18 protein-coding genes are annotated in these 16,232 nt (G+C 66.1%); 9 read left to right on the forward strand and 9 right to left on the reverse strand.

From position 1 onward, the window contains the following. The 6 genes from QZ213_RS11575 to QZ213_RS11600 form a co-directional block, all read right to left on the reverse strand. Positions 1-377 (reverse strand): DUF2076 domain-containing protein (locus QZ213_RS11575; protein ID WP_291686206.1); only part of this gene is annotated, 377 nt, incomplete at its 3' end. 110 nt (positions 378-487) lie between these two features. After that, positions 488-1,330 (reverse strand): ChbG/HpnK family deacetylase, encoded by an 843-nt coding sequence (locus QZ213_RS11580; RefSeq protein ID WP_291686207.1) that lies wholly within the window; start codon positions 1,328-1,330, stop codon positions 488-490. After that, positions 1,327-2,373, reverse strand: a complete 1,047-nt coding sequence (locus QZ213_RS11585) for a glycosyltransferase family 2 protein (RefSeq protein ID WP_291686208.1) — start codon at positions 2,371-2,373, stop codon at positions 1,327-1,329. Before QZ213_RS11585 ends, QZ213_RS11580 begins: the two co-directional genes overlap by 4 nt. 78 nt (positions 2,374-2,451) lie before the next feature. Then, positions 2,452-3,429 carry an ATP phosphoribosyltransferase gene (gene hisG, locus QZ213_RS11590; protein ID WP_291686209.1) on the reverse strand — a complete coding sequence of 326 codons (978 nt, stop codon included), beginning with the start codon at positions 3,427-3,429 and terminating at the stop codon, positions 2,452-2,454. Further along, positions 3,426-4,598, reverse strand: a complete 1,173-nt coding sequence (locus QZ213_RS11595; RefSeq protein WP_291686210.1) for an ATP phosphoribosyltransferase regulatory subunit — start codon at positions 4,596-4,598, stop codon at positions 3,426-3,428. The genes hisG and QZ213_RS11595 overlap by 4 nt, the downstream gene beginning before the upstream one ends. Before the next feature lie 128 nt (positions 4,599-4,726). Then, positions 4,727-5,488, reverse strand: a complete 762-nt coding sequence (locus QZ213_RS11600) for a 16S rRNA (uracil(1498)-N(3))-methyltransferase (RefSeq protein ID WP_291686211.1) — start codon at positions 5,486-5,488, stop codon at positions 4,727-4,729. Between the two features lie 209 nt (positions 5,489-5,697). Here QZ213_RS11600 and QZ213_RS11605 point away from each other — a divergent pair, with 209 nt between their 5' ends. Further along, entirely contained in the window at positions 5,698-6,366 is a 669-nt protein-coding gene (locus QZ213_RS11605; protein WP_291686221.1) for a hypothetical protein, read from the forward strand. Positions 6,367-6,376: 10 nt separating this feature from the next. Next, a complete protein-coding gene (gene ubiA, locus QZ213_RS11610; RefSeq protein WP_291686212.1) occupies positions 6,377-7,309 on the forward strand; it encodes a 4-hydroxybenzoate octaprenyltransferase in 933 nt (310 codons plus the stop codon). Positions 7,310-7,321: 12 nt separating this feature from the next. Here the strand turns inward: ubiA and QZ213_RS11615 are convergent, their stop codons facing one another. Further along, positions 7,322-7,846 carry a DUF6101 family protein gene (locus QZ213_RS11615; protein WP_291686222.1) on the reverse strand — a complete coding sequence of 175 codons (525 nt, stop codon included), beginning with the start codon at positions 7,844-7,846 and terminating at the stop codon, positions 7,322-7,324. A gap of 297 nt (positions 7,847-8,143) precedes the next feature. Between QZ213_RS11615 and QZ213_RS11620 the strand changes: the two genes are divergently transcribed. The 6 genes from QZ213_RS11620 to lpxK all read left to right on the forward strand — a co-directional run bounded on the left by QZ213_RS11620 (position 8,144) and on the right by lpxK (position 13,735). Further along, complete coding sequence (locus QZ213_RS11620) at positions 8,144-9,544, forward strand: TldD/PmbA family protein (protein WP_291686213.1); 1,401 nt, start codon at positions 8,144-8,146, stop codon at positions 9,542-9,544. After that, complete coding sequence (locus QZ213_RS11625) at positions 9,531-10,349, forward strand: 3'(2'),5'-bisphosphate nucleotidase CysQ (protein ID WP_291686214.1); 819 nt, start codon at positions 9,531-9,533, stop codon at positions 10,347-10,349. The genes QZ213_RS11620 and QZ213_RS11625 overlap by 14 nt, the downstream gene beginning before the upstream one ends. 61 nt (positions 10,350-10,410) lie before the next feature. After that, entirely contained in the window at positions 10,411-10,656 is a 246-nt protein-coding gene (locus QZ213_RS11630; RefSeq protein WP_291686215.1) for a DUF4170 domain-containing protein, read from the forward strand. After that, positions 10,653-11,426, forward strand: coding sequence for a lysophospholipid acyltransferase family protein (locus QZ213_RS11635; RefSeq protein WP_291686216.1), 774 nt, complete (start codon positions 10,653-10,655; stop codon positions 11,424-11,426). Before QZ213_RS11630 ends, QZ213_RS11635 begins: the two co-directional genes overlap by 4 nt. Positions 11,427-11,436: 10 nt before the next feature. Continuing rightward, the gene (locus tag QZ213_RS11640) at positions 11,437-12,723 is read left to right on the forward strand and encodes a 3-deoxy-D-manno-octulosonic acid transferase (RefSeq protein WP_291686223.1); all 1,287 of its coding nucleotides are present in this window, start codon (positions 11,437-11,439) and stop codon (positions 12,721-12,723) included. Further along, the gene (gene lpxK / locus QZ213_RS11645; protein WP_291686217.1) at positions 12,716-13,735 is read left to right on the forward strand and encodes a tetraacyldisaccharide 4'-kinase; all 1,020 of its coding nucleotides are present in this window, start codon (positions 12,716-12,718) and stop codon (positions 13,733-13,735) included. The genes QZ213_RS11640 and lpxK overlap by 8 nt, the downstream gene beginning before the upstream one ends. A 7-nt stretch (positions 13,736-13,742) precedes the next feature. Here the strand turns inward: lpxK and QZ213_RS11650 are convergent, their stop codons facing one another. Next, positions 13,743-13,964, reverse strand: coding sequence for a DUF2093 domain-containing protein (locus QZ213_RS11650; protein ID WP_291686218.1), 222 nt, complete (start codon positions 13,962-13,964; stop codon positions 13,743-13,745). A 194-nt stretch (positions 13,965-14,158) separates the two neighbouring features. Here QZ213_RS11650 and QZ213_RS11655 point away from each other — a divergent pair, with 194 nt between their 5' ends. Beyond that, a complete protein-coding gene (locus tag QZ213_RS11655; RefSeq protein WP_291686219.1) occupies positions 14,159-14,995 on the forward strand; it encodes a dienelactone hydrolase family protein in 837 nt (278 codons plus the stop codon). Between the two features lie 121 nt (positions 14,996-15,116). On the opposite strand, the gene QZ213_RS11660 is transcribed toward QZ213_RS11655, so the two are convergent. Next, the coding region (locus QZ213_RS11660) for an exodeoxyribonuclease VII large subunit (protein ID WP_291686220.1) at positions 15,117-16,232 on the reverse strand (1,116 nt) is incomplete at its 5' end.

The raw sequence follows: 16,232 nt of genomic DNA on the forward strand, positions 1-16,232 counted from the left end.
TAACGTCCCGGCGATTGCGTCTGCTGCATCGCCTGGCCGCTGTTCCAGATCGGGCGGCTGGAAGGCGGCGGGACATTCGGCACCGAGCCATGCGGTTGTGCCTGCCCAAAGATCGCGTCGCGCATCGAATCGAGGAACCCGCCGGATGGCTGGTGTGCGGGCGCGACGCCGGCCTCCAGTTCCTGGATACGGCTGTTGGCGCGCTTCAGCGCTTCGTCCTGGACCAGAACGGTCTGCACCAGCGCGTAAACCGCATTGGGCGCCTGGCGCAAGCCCTGCGCAATCGCGGCGACGGCGTCAGGATCGCGCGGGGCGTTCTCCAGTCTGGCGAGCCGGTCGAAAAGATCGTCGATCATCTGGCGTTCTTGCGGTGTCATGGATTCTCTCCCTCGCTCCGAAAGCGCAGGCGCCAGATGTAAGAGGGCTTTATGTCGCTAGTAGTATGGGAGCGGATTAAATTTATGTGCGACAGGATGCCCTGGCGCGCTCAGCCCAATGTAACTTTATTCGCAGCCAGCAGGCGCGGGAAATGCTCGCCGCCGAGAAAGGCGTGTTCGTGCTCGCGATGGGTGGTCAGCGGGTCGAGGCTGACCAGGGTCTCGTCGACGAATCCGGGATGGCACATGATGAGGCCGCCCTCCGGCAGCCCTTCGAGGAACTGCGGCATCAGGACGCCGAAATCGGGTCGTTTGGAGAAGTCGTAGGCGCCAGCGAAGGCGGGATTGAATTCGATCCCGATCTTAGCGGCGCGCTGGCGAAACTGCGCGCTCAGGACGTCGAGAACCAGCGCCTTGGGCGTGCCGAGCCGCCGGGCCAGCGGCTGGTTGCGCCCGCCCTGGCGCACCCAGGCGTCGGGCGCAGCCGTCTTTACTGCCGCAAGGAACGCGTCGCGCACCTGCGGGAATAGCTGGGCATGCTGATGGCCGTCGACGAAGTCCGGGGCGCGGCCGAACATCTCGGTGAAGGCCGAGAGCTGCACCGTCAATTCGGCGTGAATGATTTCGGGATCGAGCCGGCGCAGCAGGCCCGCGCGCAACAGCTTCGGAAACGCGGGGAACATGCCGCCGTCGAGCGGCTTGAAATGCATGGTGAGGGGCCGGAACGGCGCGGTCAGGGTGACGTGCAGGCCGATCGCGCAACGCGGACTGTTGGCGGCGGCCGCCCGCAGCGCGCCGATTTCATCGCGGTCGATCGAAGGCCCAACCACCATGACCGAGGTCGCGTTGAGACGGCCGCGCTCGATCAAATCGCGAATGGCGCGGTTGACGCCGGGGCTGAGACCATAGTCGTCGGCGCACAGCCAGATGCGCCGCGGCGCGGCGTCGTTCATTCGGCGGCGGTCCTCTCGCCCGTGCTCGCGTCCTTTTCCACACTGGCGCGCTTGTCTGAGTGTTCGGCGACGAAATAGATCGGACGCGCCTTCAATTCGGAAAGAATTTTGCCGATATATTCGCCGACGATGCCGATCATGATGAGCTGCACGCCGCCGATGGTCATGAGGCCGACCACCAGCGAGGGATAGCCCGGGACCGATTTTCCGGTCGTCCAGGTTTCCCACAGGATCGAAAGCCCGAACAGGAAAGCCACGGTAGCGAGCACCACCCCGAGCAGGCTGGCAAAACGCAGCGGCGCCACCGAGAAAGAGGTCAGGCCTTCGATCGAAAGCCCGATCAGCCGGCCGGGGCTGAAGGTGGTGATGCCGTGTGCGCGCGGCGCGGGTTCGTAGTCGACGCGGATCTGGCGGAATCCGATCCAGCTTGCCAGCCCCTTGAAGAAGCGATTGCGTTCCGGCAGCTGCCGAAGCGCTGCCACCGCGCGCGGCGACAGCAGGCGGAAGTCGCCGGCATCCTCCGGGATTTTCTGCCGCGCGCCCCAGTTGATCAGGGCGTAGAAGCCGTGCACGGCAAGCCGCCGCGGAAACGATTCATTGTCGCGATGCGCCTTCGCGGTATAGACCACGTCATAGCCGCCATCGATCCAGTGGCTGACCAGTTGCTCGACCAGGTCAGGCGGATGCTGGCCGTCGCCGTCCATGAACATGACCGCGCCGCGCCGGGCGTGATCCAGTCCCGCCATGAGGGCGGCCTCCTTGCCGAAATTGCGCGACAGCGACACCACCTGGACATCGAGCCCGTCGGCCTCCAGCGCGCGCGCGATGGAAAGCGTGTTGTCGGTGCTGCCGTCATCGACATAGACGACCTCGCAAGCCAGGCCGTAGCGCTGCCGCAGCGTCCTTGCCAGGGCGGTCAAACGTCCATGCAGAAGCGCAAGCCCGGCCGCCTCGTTTAAGACGGGTACGACGATCGACAGCCCCTGCGCCGCAGCGCCGGCCGCGGTGGTGGACAGGTCGGAAACATCTTTACCGAGCATCATCGATCAGGTTCCAATTCCCACCAATATGGCTATTGCCGCGCAGTATCGCCACGGGGATGGGGCTTTTGGTGCTGCGCCTCACTGCCGCAGGAACGTCTCGAGCCTGGCAAAGAGCGGGTTGTCGCGATCGAGCACATAGTCGAGCGAGGCCACCGACACCGTATCGGCGCCGTGCGCGCGCAGGAAACTGCCAAGCGCGTAAAGCTGCGCCGGCGGGCAGTGCAGCGTCACCATGCCGGAGGAGGTGGGGCCGCCGAACGGCGACACCACGCCGAACCGGTTATGGGCTTCGGCCAGCAGCGCGGCGTCGCAGCCGGAAAAGCGGGTGCGCACCTCCCGGTACTTGCTGGCGCGGGCGCGCGCGGCGATGTGATCGAGGATGACGCGCGCGGTCTCTCTGGCCTCGCCCGACCAGTTGGCGTCCTTTGACGCCACCAGGTTGGCCTGGCTGCGCAGGATCACGCCGTCGTCGAGCACCTTGAGTCCGTTGGCGGCGAGCGTCGCACCGGTCGTGGTGATGTCGACGATCATTTCGGCGGTGCCGACCGCCGGCGCACCCTCGGTCGCGCCGGCGCTCTCGACGATGCGGTAGTCGACCACGCCATGGGAGGCGAAGAAGGTCCGGGTCAGATTGATGTATTTGGTCGCCACCCGCATCCGCCGGTTATGCTGGGCGCGGAAGCCGGTGGTGACGTCGTCGAGATCGGCCATGGTGCGGACGTCGATCCAGGCCTGCGGCACCGCTACCACGACATTGGCGCTGCCGAAGCCGAGGCTGTCGATCAGCAGCACGCGCTTGTCAGCATCCGCGATGCTCTCGCGCACCAGATCCTCGCCGGTGACGCCGAGATGGACCATGCCGCGCGCGAGCTGCGAGGCGATCTCGCTGGCCGAGAGATAGGCGATCTCGACATTGTCGAGCCCGCTGATGGTGCCGCGATAGTCACGCGCGCCGCGCGGCTTTGCCAACGCGAGCCCGGCCCGCGTGAAGAACGCCTCGGCGTTTTCCTGCAGTCGGCCCTTGGAGGGAACAGCGAGAACGAAGGGCGTTGTCATGATGCGCTCCCGCTCGAACTCGCGCCGGGCTTGCGGCCGATTTTCGTCAGCGCCTCGACCCAGACCGAGAAGCCGACCGCGGGGATCGGGGAGGGCGCGCCGAGCTGGGTCATCAGCCCGTCATAGCGGCCGCCCGCGACCAGCGGTTCGACGCCATTGCCCTTGGCATGCAGTTCGAATTCGAAGCCGGTGTAATAGTCGACGCCGCGCCCGAACGCGGTGGAAAACCGCGTCGCTCTGGTGTCGATGCCGCGCGCGGCCATGAAGCCGACCCGGCTGTCGAACTGATCGATCGCGGCGGCGATGTCGAGTTTTGCATCCTTGGCCAAAGCGCGCAGCTGCACGACGGCGTCGCCGGGGTCGCCTGATATCGCGAGGAAGCGTTTGATGATGCCGAGCGCGTCGCGCGGCAGGGCGCCGCCCTTCAGCGTTGATTGTTCGAGGAAGCGGTCGGCGATTTCCGCGACCGTGCGTCCGCCGACATTGGTGGTGCCGGCGATCGACATCAGATCGGTTACCAGCGCCAGCGCCGCCTTGCGGTCGGAGCCCGCAAGTGCTGCGAGCACCCCCTCATATTCGTTGCGGCTGGTCCCGGTCGCGAGCGTCAGCCGCTCGAGATCCTGCTCCAGGCTGACCTTGCGGTTTAAATCCTTGATCAGCCGCCGCCGCCACACCGGGTAGAGGTCGAGCGCGTCGATCAAAGCGATGAACAGCGCGACGTCGCCGGTACGGATTTCGACGTCGTTGACGCCGAACGCGTCGGTCGCCTGCAGCGCCAGCGCCAGCATCTCGGCATCGGCGGCGGCGCGGTCCTGCCGTCCGAACGATTCGATCCCGGCCTGCAGGAATTCGCTCGGCTGGCCGCCGCGATAGCGGAACACCGGCCCGAGATAGGAAAAGCCCGCCGGCTGGCCACAGCGGTCGGAGGCGAGATAGTCCCGCGCCACCGGGATGGTGAGGTCGGGACGCAGGCACAGTTCCTCGCCGCTGGGGTCGGCCGTCAGATAGAGGCTTTTCCGGATGTCCTCGCCCGACAGGTCGAGAAACGGCTCGGCCGGCTGCAGGATCGCCGGCTCGGCCCGGACATAGCCGGCCTGCGCGAACGACAACAGCAGCGCGTCCGCCCATGCGGCGGATCCGGTCGCACGAGAGGCGGCGGTCAGGGTCATCTCGAAGTCCAAATATCCCGAAAACGGGTTCCAAGGCGTGAGCTGGCGCAGCCCCTTAGCATGGCGGCGGGCCGGTTTCGACAGGGATTGGCCAAGGATCGGTCAAGTCGCTTAACGATCCGGCCAACCTACCCGCCTGCGCGGCTGCCGGTCCAGTCGCCGAGCACCGCCTGGACCAGCGCCAGCGCCGCGACCGCGGCGGTATCGGCGCGCAGGATCCTCGGTCCCAGCGACAGCCTCAGGATTCGCGGCTGTCGCACCAGGACCGCCCGCTCTTCCTCGGCAAACCCGCCTTCCGGACCGATCAGGATGTCGATCCCGTTTGCGGCGGCGAATTCGCCTTGCAGCGCCTGTAGCGGATTTTCGGCCTCCGCGGCCTCGTCGCAGAAAATCAGCAGGCGCTGTCCGTCGCGCGCGGTCAAATAGCGATCGAGCGTCACCGGCTCGGCGACCGCGGCAAGGCTCAGGATGCCGCATTGCTCGGCAGCCTCGATCACATTGGCGCGCATCCGCTCGCCGTTAACCCTCGAAACCTGGGTAAAGCGGGTCAAAACCGGCTGCAGGGACGAAGCGCCCATCTCGACGGCCTTCTGCACCATGTAGTCGAGCCGGGCATGTTTGAGCGGCGCAAAGACGTAAGCGAGATCGGGCAGCCGGTCCTGCGGCCGGGTCCGGGCGACGATGGCGAGGCTGTCCGGCCGCTTGCGGCCCGCGATCGAAGCCTGCCATTCGCCCTCGCGGCCGTTGAACACCAGGATCGTATCGCCTGCGGCAAGGCGCAGCACATTGCCGAGATAATTGCTCTGGTCGCGCTCGAGCGCGACCGTTTCGCCCGCCGCCAACGCGGCATCGACGAACAGCCGGGGTTGACGAAAATCGTGTTGAGGCATGCCCGATGGTCCAGTTCCCGCGGCCTTTTAGCCCAAAGAAGGTGAATTAACCCAATAATCGGTGTCCGGGCGCGGCCCAACGCCGCGCTGTCGCCAAATTCCACGGGTTGTTAAGAACCGGCAGGAATCGTAAAAAAGCCTCACGGAAGTCGCTCTTCTAGCGGGAAGACGTTGGGGGACCACTGGACCTTGCCGGAGAAACTGCCTTGATCATCCGCCGCTTGATTGTGCCGCTCACCGCGGCCGTCGTGATAGCCCATGCCAGCCAGGCCTTGGCGCAAAGCGCTTTTCCGGCGCCGCTGCCCAATGGTGGCGTCATCAGGAACGATCCGGCGTTTCCCCCGGTCAACGGCGCAGCCCCGGCCGCCTCGGTCGGCGCTCCCCCTTCCGGTTCGTTTCCGGTCAACGGCGCGGCACCGCTCACCGGTTCGGCGTTCGAGCGCGGGCCAGCTCCCCCCTCGCAGGCGGGTGCCGCCGACGAATGCATGAAGGGATTTATGCCGCTGCGTGAAGACGCGGAGAAGCGCGGCAAGATGATCAAGACCGCCAGCGACCGCCATGCGCCGCCGGCCGAAGCCTGCAAGCTGATCGCCAATTTCGGCCAGGCCGAGCTCAGGATGATCAAGTATGTCGAGACTCACGCCGCGAAATGCGGGATTCCGCCGCAGATTTCCGATCAGCTGAAGACCGGCCACAAGAATACCGAGAAGATGGAGAAGCAGGTCTGCGACGTGGCGCAGCAGGCGCAGCAAAGAGGACCGGCCGGCCCGAGCCTGAGCGAAGTGCTGGGCTCCTCGGCGTCGCTTCCGGAGGCCACACCTTCGAAAAAGGGCGGCAGCACGTTCGATACGCTGAACGGCAACGTCCTTACCCGATGATCACGATCACATGAGCGACGCGGCGGCCCGCGTCGCTGACGCCACCGGCAACTGGGTCGATACCCGCGCGCCGCAATGGTCGCGGCCCTATTTGCGTCTCTCCCGCCTCGACCGGCCGATCGGCTCGTGGCTATTGCTGATCCCGTGCTGGTGGTCGGCGGCGCTCGCCGCCGGCGTCGCCAACAACATCGGCCGGCTGCCGCTCGTCATGGCGCTGTTCTTCGTCGGCGCCTTCGCCATGCGCGGCGCCGGCTGCACCTGGAACGACATCACCGATCGCGATCTCGACGCCAGGGTGGAACGGACACGATCGCGCCCTATCCCGGCGGGGCAGGTGAGCGTGCCGCAGGCTCTGTTCTTTCTCGTCGTTCAGGCAGTCGCCGGATTGGCGGTGCTGTTGCAGTTCAACCGCTTCGCGATCATGACCGGCATCGCCTCGCTGGTCATCGTCGCGGTCTATCCGTTCATGAAGCGCATCACCTGGTGGCCGCAGATCGTGCTCGGCCTCGCGTTCTCCTGGGGCGCGCTGATGGGATTTGCGGTGACGCTGGGCCGGATCGATGGGCCGGCGATTGCGCTCTATGCCGGCTCGATCGCCTGGGTGATCGGCTACGACACCATCTATGCGCATCAGGATGCCGAGGACGACGCGCTGATCGGGGTCAAGTCCACCGCTCGGCTGTTCGGCGCGCGCACGCAATCCGCGTTGATGGTTTTTTACGGGCTGGCGGTGACGCTGATTGGCGTGGCGCTTGTGCTTGCGGGGGCCGGCTTCCTGGCATGGACCGGGCTTGCCGCGTTCGCGGCGCACCTGGTCTGGCAGATCAGGCGTCTTCAGATCGGCGATCCCGCGCTGTGCCTGCGCATCTTCAAGTCCAACCGCGATGCGGGGCTGCTGCTATTTGCAGGTCTGCTCGCGGATGCGGTGATGCGGGCGAGCTAGTTTCGCGCGGCATTAGTCCCGCGCGATGATCTCACGCTCGCCCTGATGGAGGTTCGCCGGGTTGAGCAAGTCGCCGCCGCGGCGCCGCACCAGGAATTTCGGCCGCCGCGTGCGAATGGCGTTGTGACGGCGCCGCCGTGCCGCCGGTTCGCGCGGTTTGTCCTGCGGTAACAGCGGCAGCGCGAATATGTCGCTCCACATCTGCCAGGCGGTGGCGATCTCGTCCGCGTCGGAGCTGACGCACAGCGGGATCGTCAATGACGGATCGCGATGAACCAGCACCAGCATCTGGGCGTCGTCGAGGCCGCGCAGCGCCACGCCGAGAAAGTCGCTGACGCGAACGTTGACGGACATCTGCATGCCGTGCAGGGCACGACGCAGCACGACGCGTTCGCGATGAAGTTCGATGTGCCGCAAGCCCCCGTCGGCACGGCTGTCGTGCGCGTCGAAGCGGACCGGCAGAGAAAGAGGGTCGAGCCGCATCGCGCGGCTCGACCCGGCGGGATTGATCCCGCTTATTGATGTTTGACGCCCCACGGCTCTTATCTCCCCGCCGGGATTATGTTCCCGGTCGATGTGCGAGAGCATGCCAGAGCGCGTTGCCAAAGCGCTTAAAAAGGCTGGTTAATCGCGCGTCACTTGCGCTGCATCGGCCCGCATGATTGACAAGAGCTTGGCCGACATGATTGACGAGACCTTGCAGGCAAAGCGAAAATGTTTGGCTTTTGACGCAGGAAAATGCTTGAAATCCTTGTGAATCAGGCACATCTGAAGGGTTCCCCAATTGGCATTCGCGCCCGCGCCAATCCTCCCTCAATCGCCGGGATTTTGTTCGTGACCTCTTCACCATCATCCGTTTCGCCGCTTTCATCGGATACTGCGAATTCCGGCCTGTTCGATCAATCCGCGCTGAGCTCGCTGGCGGAGCGGCTGGTCGAGGCGGCGCGGCGCGCGGGCGCGGACGCCGCCGACGCGGTGGCGGTGCGCGGGATTTCCCAAGGGGTCGAGGTGCGTGACGGACGCGTCGAGGAATCCGAGCGCTCGGAAGGCGACGATATCGGACTGCGCGTGCTGGTGGGACAGCGTCAGGCGGTGGTCTCGACCAACGACGTCAGCGGCGACGGCATCGCGCAATTGGCGGAGCGCGCGGTCGCGATGGCGCGCGTCGCGCCCGACGACAAATATGTCGGTCTCGCCGATCCGGCATTGCTGGCGCGCGATTTTCCCGATCTCGATCTGCTCGATCCCAGGACCCCGTCGACAGCGGAGCTCGAACGCCGCGCCTGCGAAGCCGAGGCGGCCGGCCTCGCGGTCAAGGGAGTCACCAAGTCCGGCGGCGCGTCGGCTTCGACCGGAATCGGCGGCATGGTGCTGGTGACCTCCACCGGCTTTCACGGCTCCTATTTGCGCTCGAGCCAGGGCATCTCGATGACGGCCATCGTCGGCGACGGCACCGGCATGGAGCGCGACTACGACTACACGTCGGCGCCGCATGCTTCCGATCTCGCCTCGCCCGAGAGCGTCGGCCGCAAGGCGGGCGAGCGCACCGTCGCACGCGCCAATCCGCGCAAGGTCGAGACCTGCAAGGTGCCCGTGGTGTTCGACCCCCGGGTTTCCGGCTCGCTGGTCGGCCATCTCGTCGGCGCGGTGAACGGCGCCTCGATCGCGCGCAAGACCAGCTTTCTCAAGGACCGTCTCGGTCAGCAGCTGTTCGCGAAAAACATCCGCATCATCGACGATCCCTTGCGCGTGCGCGGCTTGCGCTCGCAGACCTTCGACGCCGAGGGCGTCAAAGTGAAGAAACTGGCCATCGTCGACGAGGGCGTGCTGACGACGTGGCTGCTCGACTGCGCCACCGCGCGCGAACTCGGACTGGTCACCACCGGCCACGCCCACCGCGGCGTCTCGTCGTCGCCCTCGCCCGGTCCGTATAATCTCCACCTCGAAGCCGGCGAGCCGACGCCGGCCGAGTTGATATCGGACATCAAACAGGGATTCTACGTCACCGACCTGATCGGCTCCGGCGTCAACGGCGTGACCGGCGACTACAGCCGCGGCGCATCCGGCTTCTGGATCGAGAACGGCGAGATCACCTATCCGGTGAGCGAGGTGACGATCGCGGGGCACCTGTTCGAGATATTCAAATCGATGGCTCCGGCCAACGATCTGGAATTCCGCTATGGCGTCAACGCGCCGACCGTGCGCATCGTGGGATTGACGCTTGGCGGACGCTAGCTCCGGCCTCAGGCGGGACGATCTCATGAACCGCGACGCCGCGCTGCTGCGCCAGACCGTGCAGGAGGCGGGCGCACTGGCGCTGTCGCTGTTCCGCACCGAGCTGAAAAACTGGACCAAGGGCGCGTCCTCGCCGGTATCCGAGGCCGATATCGCGGTCAACGATCTGCTCGAGCAGCGGCTGCGCTCCGCGACGCCGGATTATGGCTGGCTGTCGGAAGAAAGCGTCGACGACGAAGAGCGGCTTGGGAAACGTCTGGTATGGATCGTCGATCCGATCGACGGCACCCGTGGCTATCTCGCCGGCCGTGAAGACTGGTGCGTGAGTGTGGCGCTGGTCGAGGATGCTTCCCCGGTGCTAGCGGCCGTATTCGCGCCCGCCAGCGACGAATTCTTCTTCGCCGCGCGCGGCCAGGGCGCCGCGCGCAACAATGTGCCGGTCAATGCCACACCCGGCACCGAGCTGGATTTTTCGCGCCTGGCAGGGCCGAAGCCGCTGGTCGAGCGACTGAGCCCGTCTCCCGCGGAAATTACGCTGCATCCGCGAATCGGATCGCTGGCGCTTCGGCTTTGCCGGGTCGCGCAGGGCAGCCTGGATGCGGCTTTTGCGGGCGGCCAGAGCCGCGACTGGGACCTTGCCGCGGCCAATTTGATCGTGCAGGAAGCGGATGGTAACATGACCGCACTCTCGGGGGACACGATCCTCTACAATCGCCGGGATGTGGCGCACGGGGTGCTGGTGGCAGCGGGACGCGATCGTCATGCACGCATTGTCGAGCATTTTCGAAACCGTCCGTTGCCCTGAGCGCCTCGGGACGCGCGTCCGCCGTCTTGCCTGCCGGGCCCCGCATTAGGAAAAAGGAATCATGCCAGATAGTGCCCAGCAATTACTCCATCTCGTCATCGGAGGCGAACTGACCGGTCTCGAGAGCACGACGTTCAAGGATCTCGATAAGGTGGAGTTTGTCGGCGTATACCCCAATTACGCCACCGCTTACACGGCCTGGAAGGCAAAGGCGCATCAGACCGTCGACAACGCCCATATGCGGTATTTCATCGTCCACCTCCACCGGCTGCTCGATCCAGATCACGATACGAAGCCTGCCCGTTGAAAAAGCTGCTTCGCAATGCGCTGCGCAGCGGCTGGGTCCAGCGCGCTGTCGGATTTCTCGCGGCCGAATACCTGCGGCTGGTCTGGCTGACCAACAAATTCAGCTTCGATCCGGCAAACGTCTATGAAATTGTCGAGCCGGCGCAACCGGCGATCTTTGCGTTCTGGCACGGCCAGCATTTCCTTACGCCGTTCATCAAGACCAAGGAAAGCCACCGCGCCAAGGTGCTGATCTCGCGGCATCGCGACGGCGAGTTCAACGCCATCGCCGTCGAACGGCTCGGGATCGGCACTATCCGCGGCTCCGGCGATCACGGCGGCGCATTTCACCGCAAGGGCGGGGTCGGTGCGTTCAGGGAGATGGTGCGGGCGCTCGAGGAGGGCTATAACGTCGCCTCGACCGCGGACGTGCCCAAGCGCGCGCGCGTCGTGGGGATGGGCATCATCATGCTGGCGCGTGAATCGGGACGGCCGATCATGCCATTCGCCATGGCGACCAGCCGTTTTATCCGCTTGCGTAATTGGGACTGTACCACCATCAATTTGCCGTTCGGGCGAGGCGCATTGGTGGGCATCGAGCCGGTTATCGTGCCGCCGGACGCCGATGCCGAGACCATGGAAAGATTGCGCCTGCGGGTGGAGACCTATTTGAACGAGGCGACCCGCCGCGCCTACCAGCAGGTCGGACGCCCGGAGGCAAGCCTTCCGGCGATAAGTCTTCCGGAGGCAAGCCTTCAGGAGACAAGCCTTCAGGAGACCAGGCTTGGCTAACTCCCTGCCGATGACGCTGCGCGTCTATCAGAAGCTGTCGTCGGCGGTGGTGCCGCTGGCGCCGGCGCTGATCAAGCGGCGGCTGAAGCAAGGCAAGGAGGATCCGTTGCGGATCGGCGAACGCCGCGGCCTCAGCCGGGACATCCGGCCGCATGGACCGCTGGTTTGGATTCACGGCGCCAGCGTCGGCGAGGTGCTGGCCGCCGCGGCCCTGATCGAAAAGCTGCGCGCGCTCAATATCCGTATCCTCCTGACGTCGGGTACGGTGACGTCGGCAGCGATCGTCGCCAAGCGGTTTCCAGCCGACATCATCCATCAATATGTGCCTTACGATTCGCCGCGTTACGTCGCGCGTTTCCTCGATCACTGGCGGCCTTCCCTGGCGCTGTTCATCGAATCCGATCTGTGGCCCAATCTGATCCTGTCGAGCGCGGCGCGGCGGCTGCCGATGGTGCTGATCAACGGGCGGATGTCGCCTCGCTCGTTCCCGCGCTGGCGCAGGGTTGCCGGCACGATCTCCGCGCTGCTCGGCCGGTTCGATGTCTGCCTTGCCCAATCGCCGGTCGATGCCGAGCGCTTTACCGCGCTGGGCAGCCGCAACGTCGTCACTACGGGCAATTTGAAGCTGGATGTGCCGGCGCCGCCGGCCGATCCGGCGAAGCTCGAGCGGTTGACGGCAATGACACGCGGCCGCCCGATCGTCGTGGCGGCCTCGACTCATCCGGGCGAGGAGGAGATCCTGCTCGACGCGCACCGGGCGCTTGCGGGATTTTTCCCGCAGCTCTTGACCGTGATCGTGCCGCGGCATCCCAATCGCGGCGAGGCGATCGCCCGGGCCGTGGCGGCTTCCGGCCTGCAGGTGGCGTTACGCTCGTGCGAGGAATTGCCGACGGCGACCACCGAGATTTATGTCGCGGACACCATGGGCGAACTGGGATTGTTCTATCGGCTGGCGCCAATCGTGTTCATGGGCGGATCGCTGGTCGAACATGGCGGGCAGAATCCGATCGAGGCGGTCAAGCTCGGCGCCTCGATCGTGCACGGCCCCCATGTCTTCAATTTCGCCGAGGTGTACGAGGCGCTGGACAGCGCCGGCGGCGCCCGGCGGGCCGACACGCTGGAAGCGCTGGTGAAGCAGCTTGGCCAGCTGCTGGCCGACCCGGCGGCGCGCGAAGCCTCGGTTGCCGCCTCGGAGCGGGTGGTCGGGGAACTCGGCGGCGCGCTCGATCGCACGCTCGCCGCGCTGGAGCCGTATCTGCTGCAATTGCGGATCGAGATGGGAGCGGCGAATGCGTGAGCCGGCCTTCTGGTACCGGCCGCCGTCGCTGACATCGTTGTTGCTGACGCCGCTCGGCGCGCTCTACGGCCTGGTCACGGGACAGCGCATGAGGGCCAAGGGTCTTGACGCCGGCATCCCCGTGATCTGCGTCGGCAATTATCACGTCGGCGGCGCCGGCAAGACGCCTGCGGTACTGGCCCTGACGAGACTGCTGCACGATCTCGGCGAGACGCCGGTCGTGCTCAGCCGCGGCTATGGCGGACGGTTGCGCGGCCCGGTCATGGTCGATCCCGCGCGGCATCAAGCCGAAGATGTCGGCGACGAGCCGCTGATGCTGGCCGGCACGGTGCCGGTGGTGGTCGCGCGCGAGCGCATCGACGGCGTCGCCATGGCGAAGTCGCAAGCGGCGACCGTGATCCTGATGGACGACGGTTTCCAGAATCCCGCGATTGCCAAGGACGCCTCGCTGATCGTGATCGATGGTGACCGCGGCCTCGGCAACGGCTGCGTCTTCCCGGCGGGTCCGCTGCGCGCGCCGCTGCGGTTGCAGCTTGACCGCACCGATGCGCTGGTCGTCATCGGCGACGGATCGGCGGCCGCGTCCGTTGCCGCCGCCATCGCCGCGCGGGGCAAACCGGTGCTGTCGGCGCATCTTCGCCCCGACGCGGCGTCGGTCAAGGCGCTCGGCGGCAGACGCGTCCTCGCCTTTGCCGGGATCGGCGATCCCGACAGGTTCTTCCGGACCTTGCGCGGTTGCGATCTGGAGGTGGTCCGGGAACGCGCCTTTCCCGATCATCATCCGTTTTCCGCAGATGAGATTGCAGGACTGATCGCCGAAGCCGGACGCGATGGGCTGACGCTGGTGACGACGGAAAAGGATATGGTCCGGCTGCGCAACGCCGAGGGGGCGAAAGCCATCGTGCCGTTTCGGGTGACGCTCGAATTCGACGACGTCGCGCAGTTCCGGAAGTTGGTAACGAGCGTGCTGTTTCAGGCCCGCGAGAATTTCAAACGGATGCGCAGCAGGTAGGAAAGGTTCAAGTCTGCAGCGCGCCCGGAAAATGCCGCTGCAGCACCGCGCTCGGAATGGCGTAGGCCTCCTGCAGATCGACGCTCCAGTATTTCAGCTCGTCGAGCGGTATCCGGGCATCGGTCACGGCGCAGCGGACATAGGTTCCCGGCGAGATCACCCGGAAATCGCCATCGAGATATTGCACCTGCGCTTCGCCATGGCCCGAGGAGCCGAATTTATTGAGCACGGTCGACGTCTCCAATCAGTCCCCGGCCGCCGGGCCGGACTGAATATTTTCCACAACATGCGATCTATCATAAATAGGTCACACTGTCCGCCTGTCAAACCCACCGATTTGTGATGAAATTTCGCGGATATCGCATGCTAGCCTTGCGGCGGTGGAACGCTTTCATTAAGCGCCATCAAGATCCGGCAACCAAGATGCGCCTTCTGTCAGCAATGACGTTCCTGACGCTATTCGCCGTGACTTTTTCGGCGGATGCGGCGCCGTTAGCTGCGCCGCGCCAGGTCGATATCCCCTCGGGCAACGGCATATTGCACGCCCAGCTTTACAAGCCCGAGGGCAGCGGCCCGTTTCCTGTCGTGATTGCGCTGCACGGCTGCGGCGGTTTGGCCGGCAGGTCCGAGCCGGTGCAGATCCGTTATCAGGATTGGGCCGAGCAATTGCTCAAAGGCGGCAAGGCAGTCCTGCTGCCGGACTCCTATGGTTCGCGCGAGCTCGGCCCGCAATGCCGTGCCAAGGAGCACAAGATCCTGGCTCGCCGCGAGCGGGTGGCCGATATCATGGCGTCGCGGCAATGGCTGGTGGAGCAGCCCTGGGCGGCGCATGACCGTATCAGCCTGTTGGGATGGGCCAACGGCGCCAGCGCCCTGTTGTGGGCGGTGCGGCCGCAATTGTCGTCGCGCAGCGTCGAGCCGGACTTCCGCTCCGCAATCGCATTCTATCCGGACTGCCGTATTTCGTCGGGTCTGGGCTGGAGCGCGCGGGTGCCGACGCTGCTGCTGATCGGCGCCAAGGACGACGTCAGTTCGCCGCCGGCCTGCCGCCAGATGGTCGACGGCGCCCGCGGGCGTAGCGCGCTGGCGCGGATCGTGGTCTATCCCGGCGCCTATCACGATTTCGACCGCGCGAATTTTCCGCTGCACGCGACCGCCGGGAGCTCCGATGCCGCGTTGCCGGAACGCGGCCATCTCGGCACCGACCCGGAAGCCCGCGCCGATTCGCAAAAGCGCGTCGCCGAATGGCTGGCGCGGTAGCGCGATCCGGGCTCCCCGAATAAGTCGTCATGGTTGTCCCGGCCATCCACGTCTTGTGTTGCAGTCAGGAAAGAAGGACGGGGAGCGCGGAACAAGTCCGGGCACGATGGCGGGGTGTATTCTAGAACAAACTGCCCTGACCGACCGGCTTGACGATGCGCTTGGGCGCGGGGGCCTTCGGCTCGCCTGGAGCCGGCTGCGCCGGTGCCTTCGCCGGCGGGCGATCCGCATCCGCGGTGGCGGCGACGCGTCCGTCGGAAAATTCCAGATCAAGCCGCGCGCCCGGACCGATGCCGGCCGCGGCGCGGAGGGCGCGGCCCTGCTCGTCGCGCACCAGGGCAAAGCCGCGCGCGAGCACGCTGCGATAGGACAATGCCCCGAGCAGTTGGCCGCTATGGGCAACCCGCGCGTGCAGACGCTGCGTGGCTGTCGCCAGCGCGCGCCGCGCTCGCTCGGCCAGGCGCGCCACGCGCTCGCGATCGCGCGCGATGGCCTGACGTTGCGCCTGCGCGTTGGCGAGTCTTGAGGCCTTCAGCCGGACCTCAAGCCCGGCGAAGCGATCCCGGCGGTTACGCAACAGCGTCCGTGCCGAATGCGTCATGCGTTCGCCGGATACGGTCAGGCGATGCCGGGCCTGGGTGAGCTGCCCGCGCAGCACGCGTACCGTCAGGCGGGCACTGACGCCCGCGAAGTGGCGGAAATGCAGATGCGTATTGGCTTTCAACGCACGCGGTAGCGACGCGCTGGCGCCATCCAGCCGCTGCCGCGGGATCGCGAGCAGCTCGCCCGCGGCGGGCAAAGCGCGGGCGGCGGCGCGCAGCTCGTTGCGGCGGCCTTCCTGTGCGCGCTGCCAGCACAGCATCGTCCGCCGCGCCAGCGCGCCGACCTCGACGAACAGCTCTGCTCGCACCGGTACCGCCATTTCGGCAGCCGCCGTCGGCGTCGGCGCGCGCTTGTCGGCGGCGAAATCGATCAGCGTGATGTCGGTCTCGTGGCCGACCGCCGAGATCAGCGGGATCATGCTTTCCGCGGCAGCGCGGACCACGATCTCCTCGTTGAACGACCAGAGGTCCTCCAGCGAGCCGCCGCCACGCGCGACGATCAGGAGATCCGGCCGCGGAATCCTGCCACCTTCCGGCAGGGCGTTGAAACCGTGGATGGCGGCAGCGACCTGTTCGGCCGAGCCTTCGCCCTGCACCTTGACCGGCCACACCAGCACGCGGCGCGGAAAGCGGTC

The sequence above is a fragment of the Bradyrhizobium sp. genome, from assembly GCF_017881085.1.
Classification (GTDB): Bacteria; Pseudomonadota; Alphaproteobacteria; order Rhizobiales; family Xanthobacteraceae; genus Bradyrhizobium.